The sequence below is a fragment of the Vibrio parahaemolyticus genome, assembly GCF_900460535.1.
GTDB lineage: Bacteria > Pseudomonadota > Gammaproteobacteria > Enterobacterales > Vibrionaceae > Vibrio > Vibrio parahaemolyticus.
Window position 1 is genome coordinate 3,090,147 of sequence record NZ_UHIL01000001.1, and the last position, 17,087, is coordinate 3,107,233.

Sequence of the window (17,087 nt, forward strand, 5' to 3'; positions counted from 1 at the left end):
GTGCCGTGATAGCAGTCACATAACCTATAAATTCTATGCCCTTAAGTGCATTACCGAAGCAAAAACCCAATTACATCAATTTTTCTGCCATGTGGCTCATCTACACTAACCCTACTACTTTTGGGGAGTTCTTTTAAAAGAGCGCCTCGCAATCACAATAACAAGCGGATTTCCGCAATCACACACTGGAGGATAACTGTGCAAATTATCACCACAGATATCGCAGTCATCGGCGCAGGCGGCGCTGGTCTTCGTACTGCTATTGCAGCGGCTGAAGCAAACCCTGACTTAGAAGTCGCTCTGATTTCTAAAGTTTATCCAATGCGCTCCCACACGGTCGCTGCAGAGGGTGGCTCAGCAGCAGTTATCAAGGATGAAGATAGCTTAGACAACCACTTCAACGACACTGTTGGCGGTGGTGACTGGCTATGTGAACAGGATGTTGTTGAATACTTTGTAGAGAACGCGACTCGCGAAATGATCCAAATGGAGCAATGGGGTTGCCCATGGAGTCGTAAAGAGAACGGTGAAGTCAACGTACGCCGCTTTGGTGGTATGAAGGTTGAACGTACTTGGTTCGCTGCAGACAAAACTGGCTTCCACATGCTTCATACGCTATTCCAGACATCAATGAAGTACAGCAACATCAAACGTTTTGATGAGTACTTTGTGTTGGATCTGCTTGTTGATGAAGGCGAAGTTCAAGGTCTGATTGCAATTCACATGTCTGAAGGCGAGCTTGTTACTATCAAAGCAAAATCTGTTGTTCTAGCAACAGGTGGCGCGGGCCGTGTTTACCACTGTAACACCAACGGCGGTATCGTAACGGGCGATGGTATGGCAATGGCTTACCGTCACGGCGTTCCTCTACGTGATATGGAATTCGTTCAATACCACCCAACAGGTCTCCCTGGCACAGGTATCCTGATGACGGAAGGTTGTCGTGGTGAAGGCGGTATCATCGTTAACAAGAACGGCTACCGTTACCTACAAGATTACGGCATGGGCCCTGAAACTCCAGTTGGCCAACCGAAGAACAAATACATGGAACTAGGTCCTCGTGACAAAGTTTCTCAAGCTTTCTGGCACGAACAACAGAAAGGCAACACCATCAAACACCCACTGGGTGACGTGGTGCACCTAGACCTTCGCCACCTTGGTGAAGAGTACCTACAAGAGCGTCTACCTTTCATCTGTGAGCTAGCAAAAGCTTACGTAAACGTGGACCCAGCAAAAGAGCCGATTCCAATTCGTCCAACCGTTCACTACACCATGGGTGGTATTGAAACGGACGGCGGTTGTGAAACTCGCATTAAAGGCCTATTCGCGGTTGGTGAATGTGCGTCTGTTGGTCTTCACGGTGCAAACCGTCTAGGTTCTAACTCACTGGCTGAATTCGTAGTATTTGGCCGCGTAGCTGGTGAAAACGCAGTGAAACGTGCGGCAGAATTCAAAGGCTGGAACGACGCGGCAATTGACGCGCAAGTAAAAGCCGTTGAAGAACGCATCGCAAAACTGATGAACCAAGAAGGCGACGAAAACTGGGCAGAGATCCGCACAGAAATGGGTCACACCATGGAAGCGGGCTGTGGTATCTACCGCCAAGAAGATTTGATGCAAGCGACTATCGACAAAATCACTGAGTTGAAAGAACGCTACAAACGCATCAGCATCAAAGACAAAGGTAAAGTGTTCAACACAGACCTTCTATATGCAATCGAAGTGGGTTACGGCCTAGAAGTCGCTGAAGCGATGGTTCACTCTGCGATTCTACGTAAAGAATCTCGCGGCGCGCACCAACGTCTAGACGATGGTTGTACAGAGCGTGATGACGTGAACTTCCTAAAACACTCACTTGCTTTCTACAAACCAGATTCAGCACCAAGCATCGATTACAGCAATGTGACCATCACTAAGTCACAACCAAAAGCTCGTCTATACGGTGAAGCAGCAGAAAAAGCAGCGGCTGAAGAGAAGAACGCAGAGGAGCAAGCATAATGTCAGCAAATCGCATTCAAAAAGTAGACATCCTGCGTTACGACCCAGAAAAAGATGCAGAACCATACAAGCAAACATTCGAAGTACCATTCGATGAAACCATGTCTGTGCTTGACGCACTTGGCTACATCAAAGATCACCTAGACAAAGATCTGTCTTACCGTTGGTCTTGCCGTATGGCGATCTGTGGTTCTTGCGGCATCATGGTGAATAACGTACCGAAACTTGCTTGTAAGAGCTTCCTACGTGACTACCCAGACGGCGTAACTATCGAGCCTCTAGCAAACTTCCCAATCGAGAAAGACTTGATTGTTGATATGACACCGTTTATCGAACGTCTTGAAGCAATCAAACCATACATCATTGGTAACGACCGTAAACCAGAAGACGGTACGAACTTGCAAACGCCAGAACAGATGGCGAAATACAAGCAGTTCGCTGGCTGTATCAACTGTGGTCTGTGCTACGCAGCATGTCCTCAGTTTGGTCTAAACCCAGAGTTCATCGGTCCTGCGGCACTAACACTAGCGCACCGCTACAACCTAGACAGCCGTGACAACGGTAAAGATGAGCGCATGAAGCTTATTAACGGTGAAAACGGTGCTTGGGGTTGTACGTTTGTTGGTTACTGTTCTGAAGTTTGTCCGAAGAATGTTGACCCAGCAGCGGCAGTAAACCAAGGCAAAGTGGAGTCTTCTATGGACTTCGTGATTGCTATGTTGAAACCTCAGGAGGCATAAGGATGAGCAACCGTAAACCTTACGTTCGTGAAGTAAAACGCACTTGGTGGAAGAACCATCCTTTCTACCGCTTCTACATGCTACGTGAAGCGACTGTGCTTCCTTTGATCCTATTCACTCTGTTCCTAACTTTCGGTTTAGGTTGCTTGGTGAAAGGTCCTGAAGCTTGGCAAGGTTGGTTAGCGTTCATGGCGAACCCAATCGTAGTCGCAATCAACATCGTTGCGCTGCTAGGTAGCCTATTCCACGCTCAAACTTTCTTCAGCATGATGCCACAAGTAATGCCAATTCGTTTGAAAGGCAAACCAGTGGACAAGAAAATCATCGTATTGACTCAGTGGGCCGCTGTTGCGTTCATCTCACTGATCGTTCTCATCGTGGTGTAAGGAGCTGAGCAATGAAACCGAATTATAGTGTAAACACATCACCAAAACGTTCTGATGAGCCAATCTGGTGGGGCCTGTTTGGTGCGGGCGGTACTTGGTTCGCGATGCTGACGCCAATCACTGTTCTTGTGCTAGGTATCTTGGTACCACTAGGCGTGATTGACGCAGAAGCGATGAGCTACGAGCGTGTCTCTGCATTTGCAACCAGCATCATCGGTGCGCTATTCATCATTGGCACACTAGCATTGCCAATGTGGCATGCAATGCACCGTGTACACCACGGCATGCACGACCTTAAATTCCACACTGGTGTGATTGGTAAAGTAGCATGTTACGCATTTGCAGGCTTAATCACTGCACTAGCAGTTATCTTTATCTTCATGATTTAAGATACTGAACTAAAAAAAGCTGGCTCAATGCCAGCTTTTTTATTGCTTTGGGTTACCGATGTTCTTTTTGCTTTTTAAGCTTTTGACCACCCATGATCTTATTGCTGTGTGACCTTCTTTGTTTGGTCCATAAGACCCAGAGCACCAAAGCCAGTAATCACATCTAAGTTCGTTTTCAAGCCCGTTTCGTCACTTCCACCGATGTAGTTTTGTGGCATCTGAACTTGGAAGTTTTGCAAGTTGTTGTACAACGAGTTCGCTACGTCTCGATTCAATTCCGCCAAGTAAACTTCACGGTTTGCTCCTAACGCCGCATACTTACCTTTTAAAACTTCAGATTCTGCGCGACCTTTCGCTAATATCGCTTTCGCTTCAAACTCAGCGGAAAGTGCGTTTGCTTTTTGAATAGCTAGGTTAGCCTCGGCAATTGCCAACTCTTTCTCTTTCTCAACTTCTGCAAGTCGTTTGGTTTTTTCCACTTCGACGATTTCACGTTCCGCGATTTGGCGCGCAACCTCGACCTCTTTTTGCTGTGAAATAATCGCCAACTCTTTCTGACGCTGTGCATCTTGCACTTCACGAGTACGTTGAATTTCTTTTCGCAACTGCTCCGTTTCCGCCTGTGCTTTCGACGTTTCTTGTTCCTGAATCGCACGAATGCGATCTGCCACTAAACGCTTTTTATCCGCCAGCAATTGGTCGAGCTGTTTCTCTGGTTGTGGATCACCAATGGTCACCTGCGTTACCTGAATACCGTATTGTTGCAACGGGTTATCTTGACGAATCGGTTGCCCGGTTTTGTCTACGACTGGCACGGTTTTCCAAACCAGCTGATTGGTACGTTGCAATTGGTTCGCGTTAGCCTGATTCGCCCCAACAGGCGCAAGGTCCAGTTCTTCCACTTCAACCTGACGTCGCTCTGTAAGATAAATTCCCTCTCGCAACTGATCACCAAGTTTCGATTTGAACTGGTTCAAACCACCTTGGAAAAACTCCTCTCCGGTGTATTGCGTGGCGGTAATCACTGTCACGTTACGCGCATTTTTCACAAGCAGTGCGTCGATCAAGTTGTTGTTATTGCGAAACTCACGATGCATCTTTTTTAGAGCTTCTGGATCGTTACTCAATTTAAAGCGGAACGTCACCGGAATTTGACCAATATAGGTATCAGCGAAACGAACTTGAACCGAATCAAGACGTTGGTAAAAGTCTTCACCCTTGCTATTACCAAAAGACACAGTGATCACTTGATCGTACTTAGTGATTTTGGATAGAAACGGCATCCGGAAATGAATACCAGGTTCAGTAAACACATCCAACTCACCAGTGATGTTATTTTGATGCACATAACTATAGCCAGCATCTGTCATCAAAACCGAACTGTTGATCGTTAAACCTACAGCCAATAAAGGCACACCAATCAATGCAGCTTTTATCCCGCGATGAAGCAACTGACGTCGTTCTTCTACTTTTAAGCCTTGTCCTAAGCTTCTGCTTTCCATGTTTTTCTCCTTATTATTTCGGTTGTCATTGAGTTAAATCGATGAAAATCAAGCTGCTATGCAACTCGCTGACAACATGTGTTAATGTATCAAATTGTTACATTAAGAAATAATCGAAAGATTCATGAAATTAATGCGATTTTTACGAATAATACAAAATAGATAAGAATATGCGGTGAGCTTCGTATTTCGCTGAAAAGCAGTAGAAAAGGGAAATTACGGGCAATAAAAAAGGCCGCCGAAGCGACCTTTCTCAGAGAAGTATTAATTACTTCACACGACCTACGTATTCACCAGTACGAGTGTCAACTTTGATCACTTCGCCAATTGCGATGAATAGTGGAACACGAACAACAGCGCCAGTTGCTAGTGTAGCTGGTTTACCACCAGTACCTTGAGTATCACCTTTCAGACCTGGATCAGTATCTGTAACTTCTAGCTCAACGAAGTTTGGTGGAGTAACGGTAATTGGGTTACCGTTCCAAAGAGTGATCATACAAGTGTTGTTTTCTACCAACCACTTAGCGTTTTCACCTACCGCTTTCGCGTCAGCTGCGATCTGTTCGAACGTTTCATTGTTCATAAAGTGGTAGAATTCGCCGTCTGAATATAGATAATCTAGGTCGATATCCATTACGTCTGCCACTTCACAAGTGTCACCAGACTTGAATGTTTTCTCTAGCACTTTACCAGAAAGAAGTTTACGAATTTTCACGCGGTTGAACGCTTGGCCTTTACCTGGTTTAACGTATTCGTTTTCCAGAATTACACAAGGCTCATTATCAAGCATTAACTTAAGACCGCCTTTAAATTCATTGGTGCTAACTGTAGCCATTTTTTCCTCTTACATTCTTAGAGCTAAATTCCAATGCCGCACATAATAACCCGAAAAGTCGATTCTGTTGAGCAAAACTGGCTCAAACAGTTGGCGAATGGGATCTCTGATCCTGCAAAATTGCTCGAAATACTGGAAATAGATCCCTCACCGTGGCAAGACGGGTTTGCCGCACGCAAGCTGTTTGCACAGCGTGTACCGCAAAGTTTTGTCGATAGGATGGAAAAAGGCAATCCTAAAGACCCTCTTTTGCGTCAGGTTTTACCCTTGAGTGACGAGTTTGAAGTGCATGCAGGCTATTCCAATGATCCTCTTGACGAACAAGACAATGCTATCCCGGGATTGCTGCATAAATACAAAAACCGAGTGCTGATGATCGTCAAAGGCGGCTGTGCGGTGAATTGCCGTTATTGCTTCCGTCGTCACTTCCCATATCAAGAGAACAAGAGCGGCAAACAAGCTTGGAGCCAGTGCATCGAATACATGGCGGAAAAACCAGAACTCAATGAGGTGATTTTCTCTGGCGGTGATCCACTAATGGCAAAAGACGATGAGATTCATTGGCTGCTGGAACACATAGCTCAGATTCCGCACATCAAACGTCTGCGCATTCACAGCCGTTTGCCTGTAGTGATCCCAGCTCGAATCACAGATGAGCTGTGTCAGTTGCTAAAAGCGTCACGCTTGCAAATTATCCTCGTTACGCACATCAACCATGCTAATGAGATTAACGATGAGCTGCGCCAGGCAATGAAAAAACTAAAAGAAGCCAATGTCACCCTGCTAAATCAGGGAGTTTTACTAAGAGGCGTTAATGATTCCGTTGATGCCCTGAGCCAGCTCAGCGAGGCCCTGTTCGATGCTGGGATCCTGCCGTATTACTTGCACGTGCTAGACAAAGTCCAGGGAGCGGCCCACTTTATGGTCGATGACGAACGAGCCCGACAACTAATGGCAGGCTTATTAGAAAACGTCTCTGGCTATCTGATCCCGACCCTCACCCGTGAAATCGGCGGCCGAAAAAGCAAAACGCCGCTCGACCTACACCTTGCATAACCATCTATAACCCCTACAAATCATGAGATTTTGTGTCGGTCGAGACGCAAAATCTTACGATTTCTCTCTGATTTTTGTTTATTTTCAGAAAACTCAATAAAAAAGACACCAAACCGTTCTAAAACATTTAAGTCTCATGTAGTCTCTGCCGCCTAGATTATTTGCGACACAAAATATGGAATGAAAATCACACTATTGTGATGAAAAATGGTCGAGTTTACGACATCCATATTCAACCAAACTGAAGATGAAAGACGTAAAGAACGGTAGCCAGTAAACGTGAAGTCTACGCATTGGTAAATGCCTTCATCGCCTTTAAGGCAGCCCTGCGGAAAGTTAACCAGTCCACCAGAAAGTATTGCAGCAACCATTACCTAGCTGAAACCGATGATTCGGGACGTAACCAAGCATTCTGTCGACCAGGCCAACGCCTCACTTAACGGTTTACGCAGCGAAATCTCAACCGTTACCAAAGCATGGAAGAGAGGACTGAATCGGTCAAAGAGAGACCTTTTCCTGCGAACACTTATCATTCAATCTTGCCGCACTGAGCAACAGTGCCGAAGAAAACCGATTATCTGCTAAGGACGCGCAACAAGGGGTTGAAGAGCGGAAACGCAAAGCTACTGCGCTACGCGACGTTGTGCATCTATTTACACTTTAACTTCAACCAACAAGAAGAAAAAACTCATAACAGGAGATATCCTTTGAAACTGAAACTTAGCCTAACTGCACTGGCTCTAATGGGCCAAACAGCCGCACATGCCGCTCCTCTGCTAGTTGATTTTGATGACAGCGAGCGCGAAGAACGCGTTCAGGCGAGCAACGCTTGGCTGGAAATTGATACTCAGGCATTTTCAAATAATATTCAGTTGCTTCAGAAGGATCTAAAGGGCAACACTCAGATCTGTGCCATCATGAAGGCTGACGCGTACGGTAACGGTATCGCAGGCCTGATGCCTAGCATCATCGCGAACAACGTTGCATGTGTAGGTATCACCAGTAATGAAGAAGCTCGCGTAGTGCGTGAGCATGGCTTCGAAGGCAAGATCATGCGTGTCCGTGCGGCTAGCCGCAACGAAATTGAAAACGGCGTACAGTACGAAATCGAAGAGCTGATTGGCACTAAGATGCAGGCGGATCAAATCATCGAGATTGCATACAACTACAATACCGTTATTCCTGTTCACCTTGCTCTGAATACTTCAGGCATGGGTCGTAATGGTCTGGATCTGACAACATATGAAGGTCAGGTTGAAGGTGTGGAAATCGCAAGCGATCCTAACCTAAAAATCGTAGGTATGATGACCCACTTCCCGAATGAAGGTCTTGATGAAATCCGCCGCAAGGTTGACCGTTTCAAAGTAGAAACAAAGTGGCTAATGGACAGCGCAGGTCTGAAACGTAAAGACATCACACTGCACGTGGCTAACTCTTACATCACGCTAAATCTTCCTGAAGCACATCTGGATATGGTTCGTCCTGGCGGCATGCTGTACGGTGACTACCCTGCAACCCTACCTTACGAGCGCATCGTGTCTTTCAAAACACGCGTAGCATCACTGCACTTCTTCCCTGCAGGCAGCACAATCGGCTACGGCAGCACTAAAGTTTTAGAGCGTGACTCTATCCTGGCTAACCTGCCTATCGGCTACTCAGACGGTTTCGCCCGTTCGCTAAGCAACAAAGCTGACGTTCTGATCAACGGTCAGCGTGCTCGCGTAATGGGTAAAGCGTCAATGAACACTACTATGGTTGATGTCACTGACATCATTGGTGTTCAGGCAAACGACGAAGTAGTTGTATTTGGCCGCCAAGGCTTTGAAGAAATCACAGCAGAAGAAACCGAAGAGAAAAGCGGTCGTATTCTGCCTGAGCACTACACTATCTGGGGTGCAACTAACCCTCGCGTTTACCGTTAAACGGCAAGTGCAATAATCACCAAGGCCAGTCTCATACTGGCCTTTTTTATGTCTATTGTTTAATAAAGTCATTCCATCAAAACGATAAATAAGATCATCGCCAATTTGATCGTTTTTTCTCACCATTTGGCTCATCGTCGCGCTCCAAACCAGAAGCAGATGTTCAATGTAAATTTGTCGACACGAACGATCCTTTTTGTTCGCTTTGCAGGATAAGTCTATGCATACTCCGCTGCTTTGGAGGTCAAGATGCATACAACATTCGAACAAATTTTCGATCTTGGCCCATTCAGTTGGCCTGCCCTATTTTGCTGTGCCATCAATGGGTTAATGATTGGCATAGAACGCCAAACCCGTGGTAAACCAGTAGGTATTCGCACAGCAATTCTCATTATTTCAGGCACCTACCTGTTTATGTCGATGGCAGTGTCATTATCACCAAACACGCTCGACCAAGCTCGTGTGCTTGGTCAGATAATTACTGGCGTCGGCTTCTTGGGTGCAGGCGTGATGATGACGCTGGATGGCAAAATCCATGGCGTCACTTCGGCAGCCGTCATTTGGGTACTGGCAGGGCTCGGTTTGATGATCGGCCTCGGTTACTTAATGCAATCGGTCGTGATTACCTTGCTTGCGTTGAGCGTTCTGCTTGGCGTGGATAAAGCAGAAAACCGTATCAAGGCGTTACGTCGCGGTGTTCATCAAAAAATTCAGCAGCGCAAAACCTCCTCTCGCTTGATCAAATAAGAGAATGGTTGGCCTGTTTCAATTTTCCAATAAAAAAGCCCGCGAACATCGCGGGCTTTTTGGTATCTGGCTTTCGCTAAGATTATTTAGCGAAGTTGATGATAGGGAAACATTTGAAGAAGCCGTTATCCGCACAGTTCAACAGACCAATTTGCACGCCATCGATTTGGTCAGTCATGTTGAAGAAGCCAAGTTGGAAGTTAGACTTTTTAGAAATACTCGCCAGACCAACGTCTGCCATGGTGTAACCTTCTGAGTAGTTCACCGCACTCCAGTTTAGGCCTTTCACGTTGTTCGTGATGTTTACCGCACCAAAGTTCACACCGGTTGTTTGGCCTTGGTTCCAGTTAACCAAACCAAGTGACGCACCTTTCATTTCTTGGTTTACTTTCGCTGCCCCAAAGAACAGACCGAAGTTCACACCCGTAGTACGGTCAGTTTCAGACATACCTAGAACAGAGAAGTCGACGCCTTTTACTTCGTTTACTTGGCCATGTAGTACCGCCAAACGAACACCACCAACAGCAGAGTTTGATGGAGCGTTAGTATGGTCGATCGTTGAAAACATCACAGGGGTGCTGTTCGCAAGAGCAACAGGTGATGCGATAGTGGCTGCAACAGCCAATGACGTCATAAGCTTTTTCATTTTTATCTCCATGATGGTAAGCAGTAATTTACAACATAGTGTAATGTTCAGATTTTGCGCTATTCGGACACAAAAAGTGTTAGCAATAGGTCATATTTAACAATCTGACTATCCTAGAAAAAAATTCATCTCAGTTATTTTTCTGTTTTTCCACTGACGCTGCCGGAACGCATCCCTCACAATTCACATCTTCTTTTACCTGCACTGAAAAATGCACAGTGGGCAAACGCCAGACGCAAAAAAGCCGAGGTTCACACCTCGGCTTTTTGTTCTACTCAGCTTGGAATAGCGCGGGATGATTACATCATGCCCATGCCACCCATACCGCCCATACCACCCATGTCAGGCATGCCTGCGCTTTCTTTTTGTGGTAGGTCAGTTACCATCGCTTCTGTTGTGATCATTAGACCAGCGACAGACGCTGCAAATTGTAGAGCGCTACGAGTTACTTTAGTTGGGTCTAGGATACCCATCTCTAGCATGTCACCGTATTCACCCGTCGCTGCGTTGTAGCCGTAAGAACCTTCACCCGCTTTCACGTTGTTCGCAACAACAGAGTCTTCGTCACCTGCGTTCTTCGTGATTTGACGGATTGGCGCTTCCATTGCGCGAAGCGCAACGCGGATACCAACGTTTTGTTCTTCGTTGTCGCCTTCTAGGTCAACAATCTTAGATGCAGCGCGGATTAGTGCAACACCACCACCAGCAACTACGCCTTCTTCAACCGCTGCGCGAGTCGCGTGTAGCGCGTCTTCTACGCGGTCTTTTTTCTCTTTCATTTCAACTTCAGTCGCTGCACCAACTTTGATTACTGCAACACCGCCAGCCAGTTTAGCAACACGCTCTTGTAGTTTCTCTTTGTCGTAGTCTGAAGTTGCGTCTTCGATTTGTTGACGAATTTGAGCAACGCGGCCTTGGATCATCGCTTCTTCACCCGCACCATCGATGATGGTTGAGTTTTCTTTCGTGATGCTTACGCGCTTAGCCTGACCTAGATCTTCAAGCGTTACTTTTTCTAGTTCTAGACCGATTTCTTCAGAAATCACAGTACCGCCAGTTAGGATAGCGATGTCTTGTAGCATTGCTTTACGACGGTCACCAAAACCAGGCGCTTTAACCGCAGCAACTTTCACGATGCCACGCATGTTGTTCACAACCAATGTCGCTAGTGCTTCGCCTTCTACGTCTTCTGCGATGATTAGCAGTGGACGAGATGCTTTTGCTACTGCTTCTAGAGTTGGTAGAAGCTCACGAATGTTTGAGATCTTCTTATCAACTAGAAGGATGAATGGGTTTTCTAGCTCAACGCTGCCCGCTTCTTGGTTGTTGATGAAGTAAGGAGATAGGTAACCGCGATCGAACTGCATACCTTCTACTACGTCTAGCTCGTCTTGTAGAGCCTGACCTTCTTCAACAGTGATAACACCGTCGCGGCCAACGCGTTCCATTGCTTCAGCAATGATGTTACCTACGCTTGCGTCAGAGTTCGCAGAGATAGTACCAACCTGAGCGATTGCTTTGGTGTCGTTACACTCAACAGAAAGCTCTTTTAGTTGCTCTACTGCCGCTGCAACAGCTTTGTCGATACCGCGCTTAAGATCCATTGGGTTCATACCCGCTGCAACTGCTTTTAGACCTTCATTTACGATTGCTTGCGCTAGTACGGTTGCTGTTGTTGTACCGTCACCCGCAGCGTCGTTTGCTTTAGACGCTACTTCTTTAACCATTTGCGCGCCCATGTTCTGGAACTTGTCTTCCAGCTCAATTTCACGCGCTACAGATACACCGTCTTTAGTGATGGTTGGAGCACCGAAAGATTTATCTAGAACTACGTTACGACCTTTAGGACCCAGTGTTACTTTCACTGCGTCAGCCAGAACGTTTACACCTTCTAGCATCTTAACTCGTGCGTCATTACCAAATTTAACGTCTTTAGCAGCCATCTTTGATTTCCTTTCTAAAATTCTTTGTGTTTGATTTTCAATTTGAATCTGAGCAAAAAATTACTCAATGATTGCTATTATTCAACGATCGCCATGATGTCGTTTTCAGACATGACAAGCACTTCTTTACCGTCGATTTTTTCAGTTTTAGTGCCGTAACCTTCAGCGAAGATAACGGTGTCACCAACTTTTACGTCTAGCGGTAGTACTGTGCCGTTTTCTAGGATGCGGCCTTTGCCTACAGCTAGAACAACACCGCGAGTTGATTTTTCCGCAGCAGAACCAGTAAGAACGATGCCACCAGCAGACTTAGATTCAACTTCTTTACGTTCAACGATAACTCGGTCATGTAATGGACGAATGTTCATCGGTCGTCTCTCCTGAAAATTTCCATGTTTATTTGATAATTGCCCGCGTTGGGGCACGTGATCCCTATATAAGGGGTCAAACGAGTAATCCCAAGGGGGAGACGTATTTTTTTTGTGACTTAGTTAAAATAACGAACAGCTAAGCAACGGTTTGCGTGCGAAATGCTCACTCGCCCAGCTTCTCGCTTTCTTGTATCCTTGCAGTTTGCCCACCAGATAGATGTTCAACATGCTGGAAAAGAACAAGCCAGAAAACCACGCGACAGATAAGCATGGTTTGCTGAGCGCGCCCATTCCCGAAACACTGCGCAAGATGACCGTCCCCATGACTATGGGCATGATCGCAATTTTGATGTTTAACTTGGTGGATACGTTTTTTATCTCGTTGTTGGGGACGCATGCCCTGGCGGCAATCAGCTACACGTTTCCTGTCACCTTTGCGGTTAACTGCATCACGATGGGGATCGGGATGGGGCTATCGACCAACATTGGCCGCTTACTTGGTCAAGGTCATGCTCCACAAGCGGCGCGATTTACGACTCACGGTTTGCTGTTGGCGGTATTGCTCGTCGCTATCGCTTCTTCTATTGGCTTTGCTACCATTGCGCCACTGTTTCGTTTCCTTGGCGCGGCCGACGATCTGATTCCACTCATCGAACAATACATGCAGGTGTGGTATCTCACCATTCCACTGTTGGTGATTCCAATGGCGGGCAACAGTGCGATCCGTGCCACTGGCGACACTAAGACACCCGCTAAGATCATGATGTTGGCCGGTCTGATCAACGGCATGCTCGATCCACTACTGATTTTCGGTTATGGCCCCTTCCCAGAACTTGGCATTCAGGGCGCTGCTATAGCGAGTGCCTTTAGTTGGCTAGGCGCTTTGTGCGGCTCTTTCTATGTGTTGGTGAAACGCGAAAAACTGCTCGCACAACCTCAATGGGCCTCATTGAAACAAGATTGGCAACAGACGTTAAAAATTGGCACCCCTGCAGCGCTATCCAATGCGATGAATCCGTTGTCGGGCGCGATTTTGATGATGCTGCTATCTAGCCACGGCACGGCAGCGGTGGCAGCTTACGGCGCTGCGCAGCGTATTGAGTCGATTCTGATCTTAGTGTTGATGTCGCTGACCTCCGCACTCACGCCATTTATGGCGCAGAACTTAGGGGCAAAAAATCCTCAGCGCGCTTTCTCTGGTTTGTTTCTCAGCATGCGTTTTGCTGTGGTGTTCCAAGGGTTTATCTTCTTGATGATGGTGCCATTGAGCATTCCTTTAGCGGCGTTATTTTCACAAGAAGAAACAGTGAAGAATCTACTTTGGCACTATCTACTCGTGGTTCCATTTAGCTATGGTTTCCAAGGTATTGTGATGATGTTGGTGAGTGGGCTGAATGCGATGCACAAGCCGCTACGCGCTTTCCAATGGAGCTTCATGCGTCTGTTCGTGTTTACGTTGCCTGCTGCATGGGTTGGCAGCCAAGTGTACAGCATTGAAGGCTTGTTCATCGGTATTGCGCTGGGCAACACACTAGGTGGGCTGCTGGGTTACATGTTCGCGTTGCGCGAACGTAAATTGACGCTGATTGAACAAAACAGCGCTTCGTAAGATTCTACCCGATACATCAGCTTCCTTTCGCTGATACTCAAATACAAAAAAACCGCGGAAAGCCGCGGTTTTTTTGTATCTATTTCAAGCTTGCTTAGAACAGTTCTTCAGCAACTTTGTATAAATCGTTACGCACTGGACGCTTCATGTTTTCGATCGCGTCGATGATGTCGTGGTGAACAAGTTGCTCTTTCACGATACCGACACAGCGACCGCCATGACCTTCAAGCAGTAGGTGAACAGCGTAGTTACCCATGCGAGATGCTAAAACGCGGTCAAATGCAGTTGGACGACCACCACGTTGGATGTGACCAAGTACTGTTGCACGAGTTTCACGACCTGTAGCCGCTTCAATGTCACGAGCCAGTTCATTTGCATCCATCATTAGCTCAGTAAGCGCGATGATTGCGTGTTTCTTACCTTTTGCGATGCCGTCTTGGATGTTGCTGATCAGCTTGTCTTTGTCTAGACCGGTTTCTGGAGTGATGATGTACTCACAACCACCCGCGATTGCAGACATCAGAGTTAGGTCACCACAGTGACGGCCCATGATTTCTACAATTGAAATACGTTGGTGAGAAGAAGAAGTATCACGTAGACGGTCGATTGCATCGATAACTGTGTTTAGTGCACTTAGGTAGCCCACTGTGTAGTCAGTACCAGCGATATCGTTATCGATTGTGCCTGGAAGACCGATACATGGGTAACCCATTTCAGTCAGTTTCTTCGCACCCATGTACGAACCGTCGCCACCGATCACGACTAGCGCATCAATACCATGTTTCTTTAGGTTCTCGATCGCTTTTTCACGCACTTCCACTTGTTTAAATTCAGGGAAACGTGCAGAACCTAGGAACGTACCACCTTTGTTGATCACATCTGAAACGCTAGAACGATCTAGCTTCTCGATGCGGCCTTCGTATAGGCCTAGGTAGCCGTCGTACACACCGAAAACTTCCAATCCCTCGGATAGTGCTGTACGTACTACGCCGCGTATAGCAGCGTTCATACCAGGTGCGTCACCGCCACTTGTTAAAACACCGATCTTCTTAATCATGCTCACCCTCGATCTTTGGCAATCAATTATTTAATTTTCTTTTAGGCCCCTTGTTACCAAGCAACCTGCATAATCCAGAACTGTGCGTTATGTTACATTTCCTCTACAGGAATACCAATTAAAACGCACTTTTTTATGTAACTTTTCTACTTATGTAAGAGTATTACAGTTTCTCTTTGAAACTTTGTTGATTCACATCAGGATCACGAATCTTAATAAGCATTGATGGAAAGATAGTCAATAAGCGCTTGTTTGTCGTTAAGATCAAAACGTTTTTTCGACTCTTACCAATCTTGTGCTTTTTGCTCTTTTTCTGGCCCAAATACCACCGACAATGGATCTTGATGGATCAATACATCCGCCTCTGGGAACAATGCCAACAAATTATCTTCCACTTTATCGGCAATATAATGCGCCTCAATTAAACGCAAGTTGTCATCCAACTCCAAATGCAATTGAATAAAACGTGTTGGACCAGACATACGGGTACGCAACTGATGTACACCCAACACGCCTTTCACGCTCAAACAAGCTTGGTTAATTTGCTCAAGCTCTTCATCGGGCAGCTTTCTGTCGAGCAACGTTTGAATCGCTTCGCTGACCATTTTGAAGGCGCTGTAAAGAATGAAGATACCAATACCAATCGCGAAGACCGCATCCGCTTGCGTTACACCAAAATAGCTGAGCCCAAGCGCGACCATGATCGCCCCGTTCATGTATAAATCCGTTTGGTAGTGCAACGAATCTGCCGCGATTGCTTGGCTGCCCGTGATGCGCACCACGCGTTTCTGGAACATGACCAAACCAAACGTCACCATCATCGCAAACAAGGAGACATACACACCCAGCTCCGGCGCGTTCAGCTCGTGTGGCCTGAAGAAACGATCGATACCGTTTAGGATCAAAAATACCGCAGAGCCGGAGATAAACATCGCCTGTGCCAACGCAGCGAGAGACTCGGCCTTACCATGCCCAAAAGTGTGTTCTCTGTCGGCTGGTTGCAGCGAATAGCGAACCACCACCAAATTCACCACTGAAGCGGCGATGTCCAGCATCGAATCAATAAGCGATGCCAATAGGCTGACCGATCCCGTCACCCACCATGTGATGACTTTTACAATGAGAAGAAGCGTCGCCACTATGGTTGCTGTCCAAGCTGCCGTCGTGACTAAGCGTGCATATTGCTGTTTCATAATCAAAGAGTTAACTCAAACCGTATTTTGAGTATACGTTGAATGCGCGTGAAATCGCCAGATCAAAAAGAGGCAACCTGTGGCTGCCTCTTCATATATATCATCGGATCATGACTTAATTATTGCGGTGTTTTCCCATGCGTTGTTGCATTTGGTCACCACATTCTTGCATGCGCTCGTTTTGCAGTTTTACAAATTCAGCTTTTTGCTCTGGAGTCAGCACGCTCAACATTTGGTGTTTTCTCTCCAGCATTTTCACGCGGTGCTCAGTTTGGCGCTCAACCATCTCTTTCGCTAGAGCTGTGGCTTGCGCTTCATCGAACGTATCCGCTAGCAATAGAGACTGCATTTTCGCGTGATGCGCTTGGCGCTCTGCCATGCGTGCTTCGCGGTTTTGTGAATATTTGCCTTTCATTTCCGCACGGTTTGCATCACGGAAAGATTGCAGTTGGTCTTTTTGTGCATCAGTTAAGTTCAAATCGCGCATGATGCCACGGTCCATACCCATACCACATTCATCACGTGGGCCTTTGTGGTGATCTTTACCGCCAAATGCGAATGCACTCGCAGTGCCTAAAGTTAGAGGTAGAACAACAGCAGCTAACACAAGTTTTTTTGCAGATTTCATAATTCGATTCCTTACACAAGTGAGTGATTCTTCTGGGCTGTTTTCACAGCGCTTGAGTATAGAAT

At 46.5% G+C, this 17,087-nt stretch carries 16 protein-coding genes; 8 read left to right on the top strand and 8 right to left on the bottom strand.

Annotation, left to right across the window (positions count from 1 at the left end; genetic code table 11):
• Positions 1-198: 198 nt before the first annotated feature.
• Genes frdA through frdD form a run of 4 tightly spaced genes read left to right on the top strand, consistent with a single transcriptional unit; the run spans position 199 to position 3,513 of the window.
• Positions 199-1,998 (top strand): fumarate reductase (quinol) flavoprotein subunit, encoded by a 1,800-nt coding sequence (gene frdA, locus DYB02_RS15875; protein WP_005496469.1) that lies wholly within the window; start codon positions 199-201, stop codon positions 1,996-1,998.
• Positions 1,998-2,738: a succinate dehydrogenase/fumarate reductase iron-sulfur subunit gene (locus DYB02_RS15880; RefSeq protein ID WP_005456956.1), complete on the top strand. Its 741-nt coding sequence runs from the start codon at positions 1,998-2,000 to the stop codon at positions 2,736-2,738. The genes frdA and DYB02_RS15880 overlap by 1 nt, the downstream gene beginning before the upstream one ends.
• 2 nt (positions 2,739-2,740) lie before the next feature.
• Positions 2,741-3,124, top strand: coding sequence for a fumarate reductase subunit FrdC (frdC, locus tag DYB02_RS15885; RefSeq protein WP_005381491.1), 384 nt, complete (start codon positions 2,741-2,743; stop codon positions 3,122-3,124).
• Positions 3,125-3,135: 11 nt separating this feature from the next.
• A complete protein-coding gene (frdD, locus tag DYB02_RS15890) occupies positions 3,136-3,513 on the top strand; it encodes a fumarate reductase subunit FrdD (RefSeq protein ID WP_005456924.1) in 378 nt (125 codons plus the stop codon).
• Positions 3,514-3,611: 98 nt separating this feature from the next.
• Here frdD and DYB02_RS15895 read toward each other — a convergent pair whose 3' ends face one another.
• Positions 3,612-5,015 (bottom strand): SPFH domain-containing protein, encoded by a 1,404-nt coding sequence (locus DYB02_RS15895; protein WP_005456928.1) that lies wholly within the window; start codon positions 5,013-5,015, stop codon positions 3,612-3,614.
• 268 nt (positions 5,016-5,283) lie between these two features.
• Positions 5,284-5,850, bottom strand: coding sequence for an elongation factor P (gene efp / locus DYB02_RS15900; protein ID WP_005456976.1), 567 nt, complete (start codon positions 5,848-5,850; stop codon positions 5,284-5,286).
• Positions 5,851-5,883: 33 nt separating this feature from the next.
• On the opposite strand from efp, the gene epmB reads away from it, so the two are divergent.
• The 3 genes from epmB to DYB02_RS15925 all read left to right on the top strand — a co-directional run bounded on the left by epmB (position 5,884) and on the right by DYB02_RS15925 (position 9,575).
• Complete coding sequence (gene epmB / locus DYB02_RS15905) at positions 5,884-6,906, top strand: EF-P beta-lysylation protein EpmB (protein WP_020839790.1); 1,023 nt, start codon at positions 5,884-5,886, stop codon at positions 6,904-6,906.
• A 707-nt stretch (positions 6,907-7,613) separates the two neighbouring features.
• Positions 7,614-8,828, top strand: coding sequence for an alanine racemase (gene alr / locus DYB02_RS15920; protein ID WP_005496464.1), 1,215 nt, complete (start codon positions 7,614-7,616; stop codon positions 8,826-8,828).
• Between the two features lie 249 nt (positions 8,829-9,077).
• Positions 9,078-9,575, top strand: coding sequence for an MgtC/SapB family protein (locus DYB02_RS15925; RefSeq protein ID WP_005482203.1), 498 nt, complete (start codon positions 9,078-9,080; stop codon positions 9,573-9,575).
• An 82-nt stretch (positions 9,576-9,657) separates the two neighbouring features.
• On the opposite strand, the gene DYB02_RS15930 is transcribed toward DYB02_RS15925, so the two are convergent.
• The 3 genes from DYB02_RS15930 to DYB02_RS15940 form a co-directional block, all read right to left on the bottom strand.
• Entirely contained in the window at positions 9,658-10,221 is a 564-nt protein-coding gene (locus DYB02_RS15930; RefSeq protein ID WP_005457036.1) for a VC2662 family protein, read from the bottom strand.
• 299 nt (positions 10,222-10,520) lie between these two features.
• Positions 10,521-12,164, bottom strand: a complete 1,644-nt coding sequence (groL, locus tag DYB02_RS15935) for a chaperonin GroEL (protein ID WP_005482180.1) — start codon at positions 12,162-12,164, stop codon at positions 10,521-10,523.
• Between the two features lie 77 nt (positions 12,165-12,241).
• Positions 12,242-12,532 carry a co-chaperone GroES gene (locus DYB02_RS15940; RefSeq protein WP_005381516.1) on the bottom strand — a complete coding sequence of 97 codons (291 nt, stop codon included), beginning with the start codon at positions 12,530-12,532 and terminating at the stop codon, positions 12,242-12,244.
• 229 nt (positions 12,533-12,761) lie between these two features.
• Here DYB02_RS15940 and DYB02_RS15945 point away from each other — a divergent pair, with 229 nt between their 5' ends.
• Complete coding sequence (locus DYB02_RS15945) at positions 12,762-14,144, top strand: MATE family efflux transporter (protein WP_021453404.1); 1,383 nt, start codon at positions 12,762-12,764, stop codon at positions 14,142-14,144.
• A 94-nt stretch (positions 14,145-14,238) separates the two neighbouring features.
• Here the strand turns inward: DYB02_RS15945 and pfkA are convergent, their stop codons facing one another.
• From pfkA to DYB02_RS15960, 3 genes are all read right to left on the bottom strand, one after another.
• Positions 14,239-15,201: a 6-phosphofructokinase gene (gene pfkA / locus DYB02_RS15950; protein WP_005460467.1), complete on the bottom strand. Its 963-nt coding sequence runs from the start codon at positions 15,199-15,201 to the stop codon at positions 14,239-14,241.
• Between the two features lie 284 nt (positions 15,202-15,485).
• Positions 15,486-16,394, bottom strand: coding sequence for a CDF family cation-efflux transporter FieF (fieF, locus tag DYB02_RS15955; protein WP_005482190.1), 909 nt, complete (start codon positions 16,392-16,394; stop codon positions 15,486-15,488).
• A 115-nt stretch (positions 16,395-16,509) separates the two neighbouring features.
• Positions 16,510-17,022 carry a CpxP family protein gene (locus tag DYB02_RS15960; protein WP_005487153.1) on the bottom strand — a complete coding sequence of 171 codons (513 nt, stop codon included), beginning with the start codon at positions 17,020-17,022 and terminating at the stop codon, positions 16,510-16,512.
• Between the last annotated feature and the right edge of the window lie 65 nt (positions 17,023-17,087).

What these genes read in the sequence shown, in the direction of transcription:
- DYB02_RS15895 (WP_005456928.1), bottom strand. Translation starts at nt 5,015, where the DNA reads ATGGAAAGCAGAAGCTTAGGACAAGGCTTAAAAGTAGAAGAACGACGT.
- frdD (WP_005456924.1), top strand. Translation starts at nt 3,136, where the DNA reads ATGAAACCGAATTATAGTGTAAACACATCACCAAAACGTTCTGATGAG.
- fieF (WP_005482190.1), bottom strand. Translation starts at nt 16,394, where the DNA reads ATGAAACAGCAATATGCACGCTTAGTCACGACGGCAGCTTGGACAGCA.
- DYB02_RS15925 (WP_005482203.1), top strand. Translation starts at nt 9,078, where the DNA reads ATGCATACAACATTCGAACAAATTTTCGATCTTGGCCCATTCAGTTGG.
- DYB02_RS15940 (WP_005381516.1), bottom strand. Translation starts at nt 12,532, where the DNA reads ATGAACATTCGTCCATTACATGACCGAGTTATCGTTGAACGTAAAGAA.
- groL (WP_005482180.1), bottom strand. Translation starts at nt 12,164, where the DNA reads ATGGCTGCTAAAGACGTTAAATTTGGTAATGACGCACGAGTTAAGATG.
- DYB02_RS15930 (WP_005457036.1), bottom strand. Translation starts at nt 10,221, where the DNA reads ATGAAAAAGCTTATGACGTCATTGGCTGTTGCAGCCACTATCGCATCA.
- epmB (WP_020839790.1), top strand. Translation starts at nt 5,884, where the DNA reads ATGCCGCACATAATAACCCGAAAAGTCGATTCTGTTGAGCAAAACTGG.
- efp (WP_005456976.1), bottom strand. Translation starts at nt 5,850, where the DNA reads ATGGCTACAGTTAGCACCAATGAATTTAAAGGCGGTCTTAAGTTAATG.
- frdC (WP_005381491.1), top strand. Translation starts at nt 2,741, where the DNA reads ATGAGCAACCGTAAACCTTACGTTCGTGAAGTAAAACGCACTTGGTGG.
- DYB02_RS15880 (WP_005456956.1), top strand. Translation starts at nt 1,998, where the DNA reads ATGTCAGCAAATCGCATTCAAAAAGTAGACATCCTGCGTTACGACCCA.
- DYB02_RS15945 (WP_021453404.1), top strand. Translation starts at nt 12,762, where the DNA reads ATGCTGGAAAAGAACAAGCCAGAAAACCACGCGACAGATAAGCATGGT.
- DYB02_RS15960 (WP_005487153.1), bottom strand. Translation starts at nt 17,022, where the DNA reads ATGAAATCTGCAAAAAAACTTGTGTTAGCTGCTGTTGTTCTACCTCTA.
- pfkA (WP_005460467.1), bottom strand. Translation starts at nt 15,201, where the DNA reads ATGATTAAGAAGATCGGTGTTTTAACAAGTGGCGGTGACGCACCTGGT.